This window comes from Leadbettera azotonutricia ZAS-9 (assembly GCF_000214355.1).
GTDB classification, from domain to species: domain Bacteria; phylum Spirochaetota; class Spirochaetia; order Treponematales; family Breznakiellaceae; genus Leadbettera; species Leadbettera azotonutricia.
The window spans coordinates 586,169-601,606 of the sequence record NC_015577.1 but is presented as its reverse complement, the minus strand read 5'-3'; the positions used below and the strand labels follow the sequence as shown (position 1 = coordinate 601,606).

Here is a 15,438-nt window from a genome sequence, read left to right as displayed (position 1 = left end):
TGGCACTCAAAACATCGCCGATCCCCCGGCCAGTACCCAGCTTGCCAGTATTGCCACAATAAAGGAGCCCAGGTATATGCGGCCGGTTTTGCGGTAGAGCCAAGTGGAGAGGAAGAAGAAAACCGCAAACTGCGGGATAAGCAGTATCATTACCGACATAAAAGGCCCTCCAAAGAGGGACGAAAAGAGCAGATCCGCGCCGGGGCCAAAGCCTAAAAAGAAGGGAATATACTCGATAAGGACAATAAGGAACACGCCCCCAAGCATGATAAAGACACTGTAGCCCCACCAGGCCAGTTGGGTTTTGGCAGGAGAACTTTTTTCCGGCAGCCGCAGCTGACCGTAGAGCCTGACCCCGGCGTTCACGGTAAAGAAAGCGGCATAGAAGGGAAGGTAAACGAAAAATTGTCCCAGCCGGTTAAACGTAAAGGGCCTGAAGAAAGGCCAGATAAACCGGAAGTCCAGCTGAAAAACCGTCACGCAGACACATACCAGGATATACATAATCCCGGTCAGGATAAAAGCAAGCAAAACCGATTTGCCTATGACCTGCCAATTAAGCCTGTCCGGCGCGGCTTTGTCCCCAAGTCCAAGATCGTAGAGGGTCGCACCAATGCGTTTGCCCTCACCTTTTTTGTACCAGTGCAAAAGCATGAAGAGGGAAACCAGCATCAAAAAGGTAAGCCAGGTGATAAAGCCGTTGCCTATGGTCATGCGGAAAATATTTTCCGGCACCGGCATAAGCCCATGGCCGAGCTGTCCCAGGAAGGGGAAGGTAAGACCGCTTACCAATATGGCAATAATGGCAACTTTCCGCCTGCCTTTGGGGGAAACCAGCTTTAAGTTCGACGTTTCCAAACCTTGCACAATGGGCGCAAAGAAAGGCAGCCGGGCAAAAAGCAGACAAAGGGGAAGCATGGATGCCAGGGCAGCCAGCATGGCGAGCAGCGCCAGAACTTCCTTGATCATATAAATATGATTACTGTCGGCAAGGGAAGGCTTTACATCCAGGGCATTGGTAAACCAGTACATGGCTGTTGTCAGGGCATGGCCGTCGTGGGTGGCAAGACGGTGGTTAGTCTGCAGCAGCTCCATACGGCGGGCTGTGCCATCGGCAAACGAGCCATAGGTACGGTTCCATTCCACAGGGGAAGTCTGCCCCATGAAGTCCCGGTACCGCAGGGGCGTTTTTTCAAGGCCGATGACATTCTTCTGGTAATCCCGAAAATAGTCGAACTCGTCGTACCGGGCCTGAAGCAGCAGCACATTGTTGAATTTGTTGGCAGCGGCATCGTAATAATCGGGAGACAGCAGCTCCCCGCATTGCAGCACAATTGCCTTGTGGCCGGGGAAAGCCGCTCCGGTAGACCAGGATGCCCAGGTTCCCATGGAATGGCCGGTAATGCCGATCCTGCCCGGGTCCACAAAATCCAGGGACTGGAGATAGCGGTAGGCATCCTTGCCGCCCATGGAGCTATCCTTAACGCCTTCCGAAATAGCAGGCTTAAAGAAGTCCAGGATGCTGAAAGTCATCATGATAAGAAAACGCTGGGGGCCGGACACTTTTTTGTCCAGGTTGGTGAGCTTCGCCTTGCCCCAGCCCCTGAAACGCATACCCAGGGAATTGTCGCCATGGCCGTAGAGATCCACCGACAGGGCTGCGATGCCCCGCCTGGCAAGCTCGATGCCGTAGGCGGCGGAGGTTTCCTTGTCATTCTGATAGCCGTGCATGACCAGCACTGCCGGCACAGGATGATCCTTGTCAGCCCCGGCAGGGACATAGAGTTTATAGGCTATACTGCCGGGGACGCCCCCCGCCATGTTTTCAAAAGAACCGGTACTCACCCGGATCTTGCCGAAACCGGTCTGCACCAATGCGGCAAAGCACATGGACAGGATCACGACGAGTATGCAAGCACAAAAGGCAATCAGCGGCTTGGCGGGCTTTTTCATATCACATCCTTTTAAGAGTTTCCTCTTTTCAATCCCCTTCGCACGGATAGGGATTTTCCCCTTCCTTGATACCGGCCAGCTCCACAATTTTTTTGTGGCATTGCTGGCGCAGAAGGACCACCGCCTCTTTGCGGGGCAGAGTCAGGTCAGGCATAATCGGCTCCCCGATGCGCAGGGTGATCAGGGGGTGGCTCTTTATATACAGCTTAAATAGGCCCGTGGGTTTCCGGTAGGAAAACGCCATGGGGATACAGGGAAGATTGTATTTATAAGCCATGGTGAACACCCCTTTCTTGAAGGGCCGAATCGGCTGATAGAAGTGCCAATTGCTGCCCTCGGGAAAGGCGTGGAACCACTTTCTGCGCTGGTGGAGTTCATCAAAAGCCTGATTGAAGTATTTGATCACGTGAATCTCCGTGGGAACCGGAATGCCCCCCGCAGCACGGATGACATGCCTGTCGGGGCCGGAGATATTCTCTTTCCACGCAGGGAACCAGAGCCGCCTCCACCGGACCGCCTTGAGCACAGCGAGGAAATCCCAGCGCAGCATATGGTTCGATACGGTCATAGCCCCATCTTTGAACAGCTTCCGGTTCTTTTTCAGGATGCTGCGGCCTTCAATCTTAAGGCCAAAGCGGAGCTGCAAAAGGAAAAAAACCAGGGTAAAGATCCCCAGATAGATGAGGCCGCTCCACAGTTTAAACTTAAGGGATTTATCGAGGAAGGGGTAATGCTCATCCAGGGTTACCTCCACCAGCTTGGGCCCCAGGTTCAGGTGCTCATCAGGGTTTGCAGGGTATTGTATCCCCACATTCGGTACATAAGGGCCAGACTCGGATTTTTCGGATTTCATTGAAGGCTCCCTTTAGTATAATCTCGTAAGGAAAGTGGTAAGAATGGGAATATAGGTCACAATGAACACCACTGCCAGCTGAATTACCAGGAAAGGCAATACATTCCGGGAGGTTTCGAGGAAGGGTTTGCCGAAACGATAACTGGCAAGGAACAGGTTGAGCCCCACCGGAGGGGTAAGGAAGCCTGCTTCCATGTTGACAAGGAAGATGATCCCAAGGTGAACCGGGTCTATGCCGTAGATCGCGCCCAGGGGCATGATCAGGGGCAGCACAATCAGAATCGCAGAGAAAATATCCACCAGGCAGCCCAATATCAGCAGGGCTAAATTGAGGATCAAAAGGAAGACGTATTTCGAGGAAATGGCGGCCTCTATCCATTGGGCAAAGCGGTAAGGCACCTGGGTATCGACGATATAATAAGACAGGGCCTGGGCCAGGGCGAGTATCGAAAGTATGCCGCCGATGATGGGTATGGCTTTCTTAAAAACCTGGACAATCTCCGAGAGCTTGATATCCTTGTACACAAAGACCTCCGCCACAAAGACGTAGATCGCCGCCGCAGCCCCAATTTCCACCAGGGACAAAATCCCGGAAAAATAGCCTGCAATAAGCAGGAAAGGCAGCAGTATTTCCAGCAATGATTCCTTAAGCGCCTTGCCCGCTTTTTTCAGGCTAAAAGGCTCCACAGGAACTTTTGTTTTAACCGAAATGACAATGCCGAAAATTATGGTGGCCAGAATCAGGATTAGTCCGGGGATAAACCCTCCCAGAAAGAGGTGGATCGTATTGGTCCGGGTGGTAGCCCCCACCAGGAATATGGCAAGGCTCGGGGGGAAGAGGAGACCGATGCTGCCGGACGCGGTTAAAAGCCCGATGGAAAATTTTTCGGAATACCGTGAATTTTCCGTGAGCACCGTGTAGAGTATGCCCCCCAGGGCAAGGATCGTTACTCCGGAAGCGCCGGTAAAGGAAGTGAAGAAGGCGCAGATAATCACCGTGGCAATGATCAAGCCCCCGGGCAGCCAGCCGAAAAGGCTTTTGAAGGTATTCACCAGCCGTACCCCGGCCTTGCTTTCCGAAAGGATAAAGCCCGTAAGGGTAAAGAGGGGAATGGCAACCATATTGTTTTGGGTCAGCGCGGTGTACACCTGGTTTGAAACAACATCAATTTCCCCCCAGGACGCCTGAATCAGGATGAGGGCCATGCCGCCGATAACCGCAAACAAGGGCGTCCCTGCGAACGCCGCAAGGATAAGCAGGATAAACACCGGCGTCTTTAAAAGCCATGCCAGATTCGCAAACCAATCGGTAACGGAAAAGGCAAAGTCCGGAAGATCAAAGCCCCAAATAAGCTTGAAAATGACCGGCAGGGAGCACAGTGTTCCCAGGACTATCGCCAGAACCGGAAGAATCCGCAGTTTTCCTTTCAGGGGCGTCAGCCGGGCAAAGCGGAAGGCCATGACCCCATAGCCTATGGGCATCACCAGCGCAAAAACCTGATCCGGGATAAACCCGACAATTTGCCAGGGCGAAAGATAGATTTTGATGAACGAAGCGGAACACCAGGCGAAAATTGTTACAATAAACGCAGAGATAAGCCCCGTGCCCGAGGTAATTATATTTTTGGCTTTTTCGTTGTGGAAATACTCAACCAGCCCTATGGAAAGGTGATCCCCGTTTCTGGTAGCGCTCATGCCGGAAAGCAGCCCCAGTACCAGGAGGAGATGGGCAATAAGCCCCGGAGAAGCGGGAACCCGTGAATTGAAAAACACCCGGAGTATGGTTTCCGCAGCAGGCAGGAGGGCAAGGCAGACAAGGGAGAAATAGCAAAGCGCCTGCTCAACGATCCATAAGGGGCTTGTCTTGTTTGCTTCCATTATTGTCCCCGGCGGGTTTTAAGGATCCCCTCGATCCTTGTGTACATGGCCCGGTCAAAAGTTTTGCCCAAAAGGGTGGGGACAATGCGGTTCACATCATCATACCAGAGCTGCTGCTGGGCCGGGGTAGCCTGATTCACTATCAGCCCGTAATTGCGCATGGTCTCGATGGCGCTCGCCTCAAGCTCCTGAATGGAGGTATCCAGGGTCTTCTCCAGGTTCTTGGCAATCCGGATCAGCTCCGGTTTGTACTGGTCAGGGATGGATCGCCAGGCAGCCTGGTTCAGCACGATGCCCCCCATGAAAGGCGCTATGTTGATGCTCGACATATTCTTCGCCACGCCGAAAATTTGCAGCCCTCCCACATTGACCGGGCTCTGGTACACTGCGTCTATCATGCCGCCGTTAAGGTATACCAATACCTGGTTCATGGCCACCGGCACCATCTGGTAGCCCATGGCCTTGAAGGCGTCCATCAAGGCAGGCTCGTTTTCGTTGGTGCCCAGTTTCTGCCGTTTCATGTCGGCCGGGGTATAGACCGGCTGCTTGGAGAAAAATTTGACCCAGCCCGCCTTTGACCAGGCCAGGGTATAAAAACCCTTTTCGTTGATCAGCCGTTCCAGTTCCGGCTTCAGCTCATTCAGCACCAGATCCAGTTCTGTATTATCCCTGATAAGGAAGGGGCAGCTCAGGGTCATGATTTCCGGGGTAATGGTATTCAAGCCAAAGGAACTCAAAATCGCCGCCTGGATTTGGTTTCCCTTGAGCTTCCGGAGCACATCCGCCTCGCTCCCCGCGCTGCCGTTGTGGTAAATCTGCAAAGACACTTCGCCGTTGGTTGCCGCAGCCCAATCCCGGGCCATCCGGTTCAAAGCCGAGCCCCAGGGTGTATTCTCCGGAACCAGAGACGCCAGTTTGATGGTAATCTTCCGCCGCTGCGCAAAAGCAGACTCGGGGCTGACCACGCAAAAACACACAAGGCAAAAAAACACCGCATACCAAAATTTTTTCATTTCTTCTATTCCTTTCCTTACATTTGATTCTATAAAATAAAGCTTCCCTGTGAAAGGCCCCCCGGCCGCGGCCCTGTATGAGGATTTTGCATCAGAAGATGAGATGAACGAATTTATTGCGGGTTGCGAAGAAATATTTTGATATACCGTACAACGGCAATCAATGATGTCCGCCGGAGTTTCCTTATCCGGTTGCTAACTCTTTGTGTACCAGTTCACCAACTATTTGCGCCTGGGTACGCCGCGTGGCGGTGGCAGAAAGGGCAGCTCTCTTATGCTACAGTAGCGCTGAAAATTCCTCCCCAGCGCCCTTTTTTGCCGCTGAGGGTCCTCCAGCGGAGAAAGGTCTTATTCCCAGTCTCCGCCCCCTTTTCGCAGAACTACTCACCCAAGGCCGCTATTTCTCCCGTTCCCTGCTGGACAGCATCCTCTTACGATCCGGCGAACTGTCCCTTTAATACTTTACGATTTTCGATATTAGTTACCAGCGGTTTTTTAAAATCAATCCATCTGCCGCCCGTTACCAAAAGATGTATCATTTTCCATACATCAAATAATAGAAAATACGATAATTGTATTATTTTTCATACCCTTGCAATAAGAATATAAAATTTGTGTTGTTTTTCATACACCCATATCAAGAAAATGAATATAAAATAATACACATTGAAGGCCCAGGTGTCCCGCCAAAAATCAGGCCATCTCGTAATTCCTTATCCAGCAACGAATTACGGTATCCAGCCAAAGCCACTCAAAGGTTGGCACGAGGTTTGCTTATATATTGCCATAGTGAGACATTCACTAAAGGAGCGATTTAGATATGAAAAAGACAACCTTATTCCTGATTGCGGTTTTGGCGGCCTTCGGCCTGCTGTTTGGCGGATGCGCCAATAGTCTCGCATCCCTTCCGGAGGAGAGCTCCTCCAGTCTGGGGTTTGTTCCCCCCGCCCCCAGGCAGTCCGAAGCGGGACTCTCCCTGGTGGAGCCTGAGGACTTTGCCTACAACTGGCTCGAGACGGCCTTGGCCGACCCTATCTGGAAGCAGGTTCCCGATATTTCATCCCTTCCCAAGTCTTATTACGCCCAGTTCGCCACGTTCTGCGCCCGCCCTGCCAAGGACAAGCCCACGATCAATGTCTGGGTAAAGAAGGACTGGGGCAACGAAACCCCCCAATCGATAAGCATCCAGCTGTACCAGAACGATGTCCTCTACAAAACCGAGACCGGAACCGGCCAGGGCAGCATACCCGCCCTGAAATACGACGATGCGGACAAGCCCTATTTTGAGAAGGCTTCCGTGCCCGGCCGCCGCCTTTATTCCTTCGCCAATCTTCCCGTGTATGACAGCCAGGGCGCGAAATACGTCTATTCCGTTAAAGAAGCCGTTCCCGAAGGCTATGTCGCCCGGTACTCGGAAATCGACCAGGCCAACCTCGCCGGGGGCAGGGTAACGATTACCGAATCGACCGAAAGGGTCGAATTTGCCAAGGGCCTGGTTTCCGGGGGAAGCGATTTCTACTATGTGGTCCGCCTCGAAAACATCAAGGCCCCTGAAAAGGTCTCCCTGACGATCAGCAAGGTCTGGGACGACAATAACGACTTCTCCGAGCTGAGGCCTGAGTCCATCTCGGTGACCCTGAAGGCCGATGGCGAAGCTTATGGCGCCTACGCCCTGAGCGCCCCCTGGACCCTTGCCATCAGCGATCTGCCCGCGGTGAACGAAGCCGGCGAGCCTGTCAGCTACTCCGTGACCGAAGCCATCCCTGCCAATTATGTGCTGAAGAGCATAGTCCCCGAGGGGAACACCATCACCCTTACCAACGCGTATTCCGATGAGCCCCCTGTCCCCCCGGTCGCCATCGGCGAGGTCAAGAATCTCTGGGTCAAGAAAGACTGGGGCACCAGCCCGAAAACGAAAATAACGATCAATGTCTACCAGGTGATCAATGGCGTGAAATCGGAAGAGCCCTGCGCGACCAAGGATTCGCCGGACATAGCCGGCGTCCCGCTGCTTTCCGCCTACGATGCCCGCAACAGCCTTGTTTGGGACTATTCCAATGCGGACAGCCGGGATCTGTACCAGTTCCTTAACATCCCCATAGGAACCAAAGAGAACCCCATCGAATACATCGTCGAAGAAGTGGTGCCCGCAGGGTACGAAGTGTACCTTCCCTGGGAATCGAACCGGGCCGGCATGGTTACCGAAGGGGACTACAGCCAGGTGAAGATCGACCGGTACAGCAAGGGCGTGGAATACAGCGCGTACAACGGAGTTATCGAGTATTACAACAACGCCTTCTATTACGTGGTAATCTTCCAGAACAAGCTGGTTAAGTAGGCCATTAGTGAGCCGCCCCCGCCGGGGGCGCGCAAGGGCGCATAGCGCCAGTTTACGGGCTGTCCGGGAAGCATTTTCCAGGCAGCCCGTATTTTTTTGCTTTTAGAGCCGGTTCCCTTTGCGTTTTTCCAACAATGGCACGAATTACAAGCTTGCAGATTTTCCCGTTTCAAGGCATTATGAACCAGTAATGACCTATAGCCAGGAAGACGCCCTCTACGATTTTCTCGACAACACCACCGAACCCTTCGATCTTGAAGAGGTGGTGGCCTTTGTCCGCATGGTCGATCCCAAGCGGCCCAGCAGACTCGCGGACGAAACAGCGGCCTTTCTGGAATCCAGGCGCCTGGCTTTCCGGACGCAGGAGCGGCAGTGGCTCTCCAGGCGGGGCTGTTTCGAGGGCGCGTCTTTTGTGATAAGCCCCACCAGGCTCGAACTCCTCAACGGCATACTGATTCCCGGGCACCGCTGCCTGCCTTTTGCCAATCCGGAAATTTTGCCCCAGGACTATAGCTTTTCCTGGAATGGCGCAGCCATCCCCTTCACCAATACTGAAGGAGAACCTGAGGAATTCTATCCTTATTACAGCATCTTTGGGGAGGAGTACGCCCCCCAGTACATTGCCAGGGACAATCCCGAAAACGAAGAGGCCTTCAACTCGGACCCCTATGATGATCCTGCCGAGGTTTCTATCCGTACCCTGGACATGCGGAACATATACCGTGAAACGTCCTTTGTCCCCGGGGACCGTTTTGTAGCCAGAACCCTGGATTGGCGAAAGGGGAGCTTTACCCTGGAAAAGGCGAATAAAGACGAATGGGCTGCTGGGGATCTCTATGCATGGTTTGAAGCGGCCGAAGCGGGCTTCGAGGAATCTTTCCGTACCCTGGGCCCCGGGCCGAGCACTGAGGATCAGATAGCCTTTGCCTACTGGTGCGGGGGCCGGCGCATGAGAGAAGTGCCCGCCTATTCCCTGGAAGAATTCCTCTACGAAAAAACCGACAAAATCGAGACTGCCGCTTACGGCATAGAAACCCGCTTCTGGTATGCGGGCAGGGAAATCCCGGACCGAAAAGATCTGGATACTACCCAGGCCAGGCCCGACAGAACCGGGGTTGAGGATCTTCTCTGGGAAAAGAAGATCCCTGTTTCCGAATATGTCATACAATCCTATATACGCGATTCCTTCTACAGGGGGGAAAAAAACTTTTCCGCTCTTATAGAGCGGCTCGTGCCGCCCAGCGTGGGGATGGAAGCCAAAGAGCGGAAAAAGCTCGAAAACTACTTTGCCCATGTGGAAGAAGAATTCCGCAGCAATTACAACCCCTTTACCGATAAGGCAATGGCGCCCATACGCCAGCGTGTGGGCGAACTCCATACCGCGGTAATAGACCTGGCCGCAAAACTCAGCCGGGGGGATGTGGATCAATCCTGGCTCCCCAAGCATACCTTCATCGTGCTTTCGCAAATACAAAGCCATGCGGCAGGGGTAATGGAAGATCTTGATATTGACGATCCCCCTCCCGATGACGAGCTTGAAGCCATGGATAATTCACTGGACTCCATGATCGAGACCTATGAAGATATACGGGAACTCATTGACGAAGCCCTCGAAAGCTTCAGGCGGAACAAGCTTACCCTCGTAAGGCCCGGAAGCGTCCTTGGATCTGAACGGCTCATCCAGCTTAGCGTTGGCGGCACCGAAGTCTGGCGGCGGGTCATCGTCACTGAGGCTTCGAGGCTTGAAGACCTCCACCGCATCATCCAGGTTATCTTTGGCTGGAAGAATTCCCAGATCCACCAGTTCAGCTCGGAAAAAGTCATGGATACCAACCCTTCGATAAAAGAGCTGGGGGATCTGGGGGTCAAGGAGCTCCTCTACGAATACGGAACCAAGTGGACAGTGAGGGTCATGCTCCTTTCGCGGTATGAGACAGGCGAGAAGAAACCGATCCGATGCGTTGCGGGTGAGGGGGCAGCCCCCCCCGAGTACATAGGTGGCCCTTTACGGTTCAGGAGGTTCATCTCCGCCCTTGAAGGGGGGAATGACGCCGAACGCAAGGGGGCGGCAGAGGAACTGGGGAGGGATTTCAAACCCGAAGATTTTGATTTGGAAGCCTGCAACCAGAGGCTCAATTCGGGGCTGGCCTCAAAAAGGCGTGATTGACAGGGAGGATAAAATGGGGATTTCAGAAAACGGCGAAAGCTTTGGAGAACTAATTGAACACGGAGGAATCTACTATAAGGTGCCAGGCGCCAATCCAAAGGAAGCGCTCACAGCCCTTATTGGGTTTCTGCCTCGCCAGGAAGCAATACAAAACGAAACCCTCCTCAACGCGGTGCTGGAGCGGGAAGCCCTCATGTCCACTTCTATAGGCAGGGGTATTGCCCTGCCCCATCCGAGGAACCCGGCTGTCAGCAAAAGCGAAGATCAATTTGCGGCCCTGGCCTTTCTGGAGCATCCTGTGGATTGGAATGCCCTGGACGGCAGGCCCGTTGACACCCTGATACTCATTGTTTCAGCCTCTGCAAAGCTTCATCTCCACACGCTTTCAAAAATCACCTTCTTCTGCCAGCAGGATGCATTTTTGAAACTCCTCAAAAAGAGGGTTCCCAAAGAGGATATCATCAAGTTCATTAAAGATACGGAACGGGACTGGAAATAGAAAAGCCCGCCGATTTCTTTTAAAATAACAACGTTACAAGGAGTAATGACATGGACACTAAAGCATTGGAAAAGGTTGCCCTTTCGATACGGGGCCTGGCGATGGACGCCATTCAGAAGGCCAATTCAGGCCACCCCGGGGTTGTTTTGGGCGCAGCGGAGCTGGGCGCAATCCTCTACGGCGAATTGCTCCGCCACGATCCCTCGTCGCCAAAATGGCCCGACCGGGATCGCTTCGTACTCTCGGCCGGGCATGGCTCCATGTTCCTCTATTCCCTGCTTCACCTTTCGGGTTACAAGGGCATGGGCATAGACGCGATTAAGAGCTTCAGGCAGGTGGGTTCCGCCGCCGCAGGCCACCCCGAATACGGCGCTGCCGAGGGTATCGAAATGACCACCGGCCCCCTGGGCCAGGGTCTTGCCACCTCTGTTGGCATGGCCATCGCCGAAACCATGCTGGCAGCCCGGTTCAACACCTCAAATCACACCATCGTGGATCATTACACCTACGCGCTGGCAGGGGACGGCTGTCTCCAGGAAGGAGTCTCCGCCGAAGCCTCTTCCCTGGCTGGCCACCTGGGCCTGGGCAAGCTCATCGTGTTTTATGATTCCAACAAGATCACCATAGACGGCAGTACTGAACTTTCATTCACCGAAGATGCGGCCAAACGCTACGAAGCCTACGGCTGGCAGGTGCTTAAAGGTTCCATGTACGATTTTGACGGCATTGCCAAGCTCACCGCCCAGGCCAAGGCAGAAACCAAAAAGCCCAGCCTCATCATACTCACGTCCATCATCGGAAAAGGGGCCCCCACCAAGCAGAACACCGCCGACATACACGGCGCGCCCCTTGGGCCCGAGGAAATTGCGGCGGCGAAAAAAGCCCTGGGCATCCCCGAAGGCCCTGGGGGCGAATTCTACGTTGCCCCGGAGGCCCAATCCTACTTCAAAGCCAAACAGGATGAATGGAAAAAGACCCGCGAAAAGTGGCAGGTCAATTTTGACGCCTGGGCCAAAGAAAACCCGGACAAGAAAAAGGAATGGGACGCCTTCTATTCAGGAAAGGCTGCCGCCGCAAGCCTCCCCAGCTTTGCCATAGGCGATAAGATCGCCACCCGTACTGCGGGCAACAAAGCCCTGGCGGCAATCGCCAATACAAACCTCAACCTCGTGGGCGGCGCCGCAGACCTCAAGGGCCCCAACGCCGTGGGCCTCCCCAATACCACCGCCTATTCAGCCTCTGACAGGGGCGGCAGATATCTTCACTTCGGCATCAGGGAATTCGGCATGGCGGCCATTGCCAACGGCATCACCCTTCACGGTGGTTTCCGCTCCTTCTGCGCAACCTTCATGGTGTTCTCGGATTACCTTCGCCCTGCACTGCGCCTTTCAGCCCTGATGAAGCAGCCCGTAATTTACGTCCTTACCCACGACTCCATCTATGTCGGCGAGGACGGCCCCACCCACCAGCCCATTGAACATCTGGCGGCTCTCAGGGCCATCCCCAATGTGCGGGTGCTCCGCCCTGCGGACGCCGAAGAAACCGCCGAAGCCTGGGCCATGGCCATGGAACGGACAGACGGCCCCATTTGCCTTGCCCTCTCCCGCCAGAACCTCACGGTCTTTGTCAAGGACGACCCGGAATGGAAAAACTCCATCCGCACCGGCGCGTACATCGCCAAAAAAGCCGCAGGCAAACCTGACGCGGTGGTCATAGCCACCGGTTCCGAGGTGAGCCTCGCCCTTGAGGCGGCCGAGAAATCAGGGAAAAAGGTTCAGGTGGTTTCGATGATCAGCAGGGAACTCTTTGAGTCCCAACCCGCTGCTATCAGGGACGCGATAGTCCCCCCCGGCGCACGGGTCATAGTCTGCGAAGCAGGCATCAGCCAAGGCTGGGAACGCTGGGCAAAGAGCGAAGACATACTCAGCATAGACCGCTTCGGCGAATCAGGCCCCGCCCCGAAAGTGGCGGAACACCTGGGCTTCACATCAGCGGCCCTGGCTGCGATTATCAGCCGCTAGACTGACAATCGTGAATCTTTTATAGAAGAATCTAGAAAACAATCGTCTGCCCGGACTGGTCGGAGCGGTACACCGCTTCGATCATCCGGGTCATAAGTACCGCATCATCCAATCCAAAATATTCAGGGCTTCCGGTACGGTTTATACAGGCGTCCACGAACTGCATGAGCGGCGTGGGATTGGCCGGCGGAAGCGTCTTTGGCTTGGCATCGGCGTACGCAATGGCGTCCAGGGCCTTGGTAGTAACCCGCACCTCGGACCCTTCCATGAACACCGACCCCTCGGTTCCGTACACTTCAAGGAGATCGGGCACCCCGTAAGTAACAAAAGCAGTCTCCATCATACCCAGAATCCCATCCTTGAATTCCGCAATCCCGATGGCGTTCTCGTCGGATGAGGTATTGAAAGGCTTCGATGTCAGGGCGGTGAGCCGTTTCGGCGCGCCGAAAAGGAAAGAAAGCAAATACACCGGGTGGGCCCCCAGATCCATCATGGCCCCGCCCCCGGTCTTGGAAACATCAAACCAGTAATCAGGAAGCCAGCGGTCGCTCACCCCGCTGTGGCTGCGGCGGAACCTTGCCCCGGTTACCCTGCCCAGGCTGCCCGAATCCACAAGCTTCTTCACGTAAAGTACCGCAGGATTCGCCCTGAGAGGCAGGGAAATGGTGAAAACCACCCCCGCCTTCTTAATTTCGGCTGCCAGCTTCTCGGCATCCGCCGTTGTGACCGCCAAAAGCTTCTCGGTGAATATATCCTTCCCCGCCGCCGCCGCTTTTGACAGCAAACTGGGGTGCATAGTGGTCGGAGAACCGCACACCACGGCGCTAAAATCCTTGCGGGCTATGAATTTGTCATAATCCGCCTCGAATTCAACCTTCCATGTAGCAGCCTTGGCCCTTCCCTTCTCAGGATTTTCGTCCCAAAGCACCACATTCTTCGCCTTTCCGCTCGCCGCCAACTCCTTGGCATACCCTTCAGCATGCACATGCCAGGAACTGATCAACCCCACATTCAGCATAGTTTCCCTCCATTAAATACATTACAATCCCCTAAAGTGTACCCTCTCCCCTGCCTTGACATCAAGCCAATTTTCCATTATCGTAAATATCTATCTTTGGAGCGGTGGGTGAGTGGCCGAAACCAACGGTTTGCTAAACCGTCGTACCTTCACCGGGTACCGGGGGTTCGAATCCCCCCTGCTCCGTTACCAAAAATCCTGTGGATTTTTGGTTTGTGAGTTTTGCCTTGCAAAACTCAATTAGAGGTTGTAGCTCAGATGGATAGAGCAGCAGATTGCGGATCTGCAGGTCGCACGTTCGAATCGTGTCAGCCTCATTAAACTAATTTGTTACGTCGTGAAGAATTAGCTCACAGATATGCGAATAGTTACTGTATAATCAGTTTACCAAATTTCCAACAGCCCCAGGTCTTTACTATCCAGTTCTTCTAGAGGGCTTAGCCTGTAGCAGTTATGCCCACCGCAGCATAAATACCGGGAAAATTCCCATGGTTTCTTTTTTTGTCTTCCGCGGAGATGCCGGCCATAATTACGCCACCATCGAAACAAAGGGATATCGCAAACTTGTGGTCGAAGGCAGTGACGGCAAGCCGCAAATGATAGATAATCCTAAATGGGTGCAATAATGAAAGAAAATAATTTAACCGTAACAGAACGGATTGCGGCCACCGGTTTGATCCCGGTGGTGGTCATGGATGATGCGGGACGGGCAGTGGATACTGCAAAGGCTATGGCCGCCGGAGGTGTTGATATTATGGAAATAACCCTGCGAACCCCCGCCGGCCTTGCGGCTATTGAAAAAACAGCCGCTGCCTGTCCGGATATCCTCGTGGGGGGAGGCACCGTGCTTTCCCTGGAAAAATGCAAAGAAGCCATTTCCCGGGGAGCGGCATTTATAGTATCCCCCGGGTTTGATCCGGTTATTGTCGAATACTGCCTGAAAAACAATGTATCCGTATTCCCCGGCTGCGTTACTCCCACAGAAATTACCATGGCCCTCAATAAAGGGCTCAGCGTGGTCAAATTTTTCCCTGCCAATGTATACGGGGGCATTAAGGCGATAAAAGCCCTTTCAGGTCCCTTTCCGCATGTAAAATTCATCCCTACCGGTGGTATTGATCTAAATAATCTGGCAGAATACAGTATTCCACAGGTGTTGGCTGTTGGCGGCGGCTGGCTTTGTGACCGCATGGCCATAAATGACGGAGATTATTCACTAGTTACAAAAATATGCGCACAATCAGTTGAGATAATAAAGCAAAAGCGTCAGTAATAGACAATCAAGGAGCATCAGGCATGGATAACGCATTTACTTCCATCAACGCACCCAAGCAAACCGCCGAATTGCTGCAAATCGCCAAGAACAAAGCCCTGAGCCTGGTAAAAACCGTGGCCTATGCCGACGACGCCCCCTCGCCGGTGGAATTTTCCATAGCCCGCTACCGCGGGGACCTCAACAAATTCAGCATAGAAGTTTACCGCTAATTGTCCCGGAAGCATCCCCTTTCTGCCTCTTTACACGCTGGAAACCAATGTGATATAACAAAATACCCTGATGAATGGCTAAATTTAGCAGGATAGGACAGAAATGCCTTATTTTCAGTGTTGGAGAGATGCGAGAGCGGTCGAATCGGACGGTCTCGAAAACCGTAGAGCCCTTACGGGCTCCGAGGGTTCGAATCCCTCTCTCTCCGTAAA

12 protein-coding genes and 3 tRNA genes are annotated in these 15,438 nt (G+C 53.6%); 10 read left to right on the top strand and 5 right to left on the bottom strand.

The window, feature by feature from the left end; all coding sequences use genetic code 11:
* Positions 1–6: 6 nt before the first annotated feature.
* The 4 genes from TREAZ_RS02730 to TREAZ_RS02715 are packed head-to-tail and all read right to left on the bottom strand — an operon-like array spanning position 7 to position 5,697.
* Positions 7–1,953, bottom strand: a complete 1,947-nt coding sequence (locus tag TREAZ_RS02730; RefSeq protein WP_015710264.1) for an alpha/beta hydrolase — start codon at positions 1,951–1,953, stop codon at positions 7–9.
* Between the two features lie 28 nt (positions 1,954–1,981).
* Positions 1,982–2,806: a lysophospholipid acyltransferase family protein gene (locus TREAZ_RS02725; protein WP_015710263.1), complete on the bottom strand. Its 825-nt coding sequence runs from the start codon at positions 2,804–2,806 to the stop codon at positions 1,982–1,984.
* 12 nt (positions 2,807–2,818) lie between these two features.
* A complete protein-coding gene (locus TREAZ_RS02720; protein WP_015710262.1) occupies positions 2,819–4,684 on the bottom strand; it encodes a TRAP transporter large permease subunit in 1,866 nt (621 codons plus the stop codon).
* A complete protein-coding gene (locus TREAZ_RS02715) occupies positions 4,684–5,697 on the bottom strand; it encodes a TRAP transporter substrate-binding protein (protein WP_015710261.1) in 1,014 nt (337 codons plus the stop codon). The genes TREAZ_RS02720 and TREAZ_RS02715 overlap by 1 nt, the downstream gene beginning before the upstream one ends.
* Before the next feature lie 820 nt (positions 5,698–6,517).
* Here TREAZ_RS02715 and TREAZ_RS02700 point away from each other — a divergent pair.
* From TREAZ_RS02700 to tkt, 4 genes are all read left to right on the top strand, one after another.
* The gene (locus tag TREAZ_RS02700; protein WP_015710259.1) at positions 6,518–8,035 is read left to right on the top strand and encodes a Cna B-type domain-containing protein; all 1,518 of its coding nucleotides are present in this window, start codon (positions 6,518–6,520) and stop codon (positions 8,033–8,035) included.
* Positions 8,036–8,225: 190 nt separating this feature from the next.
* Positions 8,226–10,202, top strand: a complete 1,977-nt coding sequence (locus tag TREAZ_RS02695) for a plasmid pRiA4b ORF-3 family protein (RefSeq protein ID WP_015710258.1) — start codon at positions 8,226–8,228, stop codon at positions 10,200–10,202.
* 13 nt (positions 10,203–10,215) lie between these two features.
* A complete protein-coding gene (locus TREAZ_RS02690) occupies positions 10,216–10,701 on the top strand; it encodes a PTS sugar transporter subunit IIA (protein ID WP_015710257.1) in 486 nt (161 codons plus the stop codon).
* Positions 10,702–10,751: 50 nt separating this feature from the next.
* Positions 10,752–12,722 (top strand): transketolase, encoded by a 1,971-nt coding sequence (gene tkt, locus TREAZ_RS02685; RefSeq protein WP_015710256.1) that lies wholly within the window; start codon positions 10,752–10,754, stop codon positions 12,720–12,722.
* 31 nt (positions 12,723–12,753) lie between these two features.
* Here tkt and TREAZ_RS02680 read toward each other — a convergent pair whose 3' ends face one another.
* Positions 12,754–13,740, bottom strand: a complete 987-nt coding sequence (locus TREAZ_RS02680; protein ID WP_015710255.1) for a Gfo/Idh/MocA family protein — start codon at positions 13,738–13,740, stop codon at positions 12,754–12,756.
* A 98-nt stretch (positions 13,741–13,838) separates the two neighbouring features.
* On the opposite strand from TREAZ_RS02680, the gene TREAZ_RS02675 reads away from it, so the two are divergent.
* The 6 genes from TREAZ_RS02675 to TREAZ_RS02655 all read left to right on the top strand — a co-directional run bounded on the left by TREAZ_RS02675 (position 13,839) and on the right by TREAZ_RS02655 (position 15,434).
* Positions 13,839–13,926: transfer RNA gene (locus tag TREAZ_RS02675), tRNA-Ser, on the top strand.
* Positions 13,927–13,983: 57 nt separating this feature from the next.
* A tRNA-Arg gene (locus tag TREAZ_RS02670) sits at positions 13,984–14,057 on the top strand.
* A 54-nt stretch (positions 14,058–14,111) separates the two neighbouring features.
* Complete coding sequence (locus TREAZ_RS18600; RefSeq protein ID WP_280990961.1) at positions 14,112–14,366, top strand: glucose-6-phosphate isomerase family protein; 255 nt, start codon at positions 14,112–14,114, stop codon at positions 14,364–14,366.
* Positions 14,366–15,013 (top strand): bifunctional 4-hydroxy-2-oxoglutarate aldolase/2-dehydro-3-deoxy-phosphogluconate aldolase, encoded by a 648-nt coding sequence (locus tag TREAZ_RS02665; protein ID WP_043922771.1) that lies wholly within the window; start codon positions 14,366–14,368, stop codon positions 15,011–15,013. The genes TREAZ_RS18600 and TREAZ_RS02665 overlap by 1 nt, the downstream gene beginning before the upstream one ends.
* Positions 15,014–15,036: 23 nt before the next feature.
* A complete protein-coding gene (locus TREAZ_RS02660; RefSeq protein WP_015710252.1) occupies positions 15,037–15,225 on the top strand; it encodes a UTRA domain-containing protein in 189 nt (62 codons plus the stop codon).
* 122 nt (positions 15,226–15,347) lie between these two features.
* Positions 15,348–15,434, top strand: a tRNA-Ser gene (locus tag TREAZ_RS02655).
* Positions 15,435–15,438 lie beyond the last annotated feature (4 nt).

Bases quoted from the DNA above. Each gene is read 5' to 3' on its own strand.
- TREAZ_RS02730 (WP_015710264.1), bottom strand. From the start codon at position 1,953: ATGAAAAAGCCCGCCAAGCCGCTGATTGCCTTTTGTGCTTGCATACTC.
- TREAZ_RS02725 (WP_015710263.1), bottom strand. From the start codon at position 2,806: ATGAAATCCGAAAAATCCGAGTCTGGCCCTTATGTACCGAATGTGGGG.
- TREAZ_RS02720 (WP_015710262.1), bottom strand. From the start codon at position 4,684: ATGGAAGCAAACAAGACAAGCCCCTTATGGATCGTTGAGCAGGCGCTT.
- TREAZ_RS02715 (WP_015710261.1), bottom strand. From the start codon at position 5,697: ATGAAAAAATTTTGGTATGCGGTGTTTTTTTGCCTTGTGTGTTTTTGC.
- TREAZ_RS02700 (WP_015710259.1), top strand. From the start codon at position 6,518: ATGAAAAAGACAACCTTATTCCTGATTGCGGTTTTGGCGGCCTTCGGC.
- TREAZ_RS02695 (WP_015710258.1), top strand. From the start codon at position 8,226: ATGACCTATAGCCAGGAAGACGCCCTCTACGATTTTCTCGACAACACC.
- TREAZ_RS02690 (WP_015710257.1), top strand. From the start codon at position 10,216: ATGGGGATTTCAGAAAACGGCGAAAGCTTTGGAGAACTAATTGAACAC.
- tkt (WP_015710256.1), top strand. From the start codon at position 10,752: ATGGACACTAAAGCATTGGAAAAGGTTGCCCTTTCGATACGGGGCCTG.
- TREAZ_RS02680 (WP_015710255.1), bottom strand. From the start codon at position 13,740: ATGCTGAATGTGGGGTTGATCAGTTCCTGGCATGTGCATGCTGAAGGG.
- TREAZ_RS02665 (WP_043922771.1), top strand. From the start codon at position 14,366: ATGAAAGAAAATAATTTAACCGTAACAGAACGGATTGCGGCCACCGGT.
- TREAZ_RS02660 (WP_015710252.1), top strand. From the start codon at position 15,037: ATGGATAACGCATTTACTTCCATCAACGCACCCAAGCAAACCGCCGAA.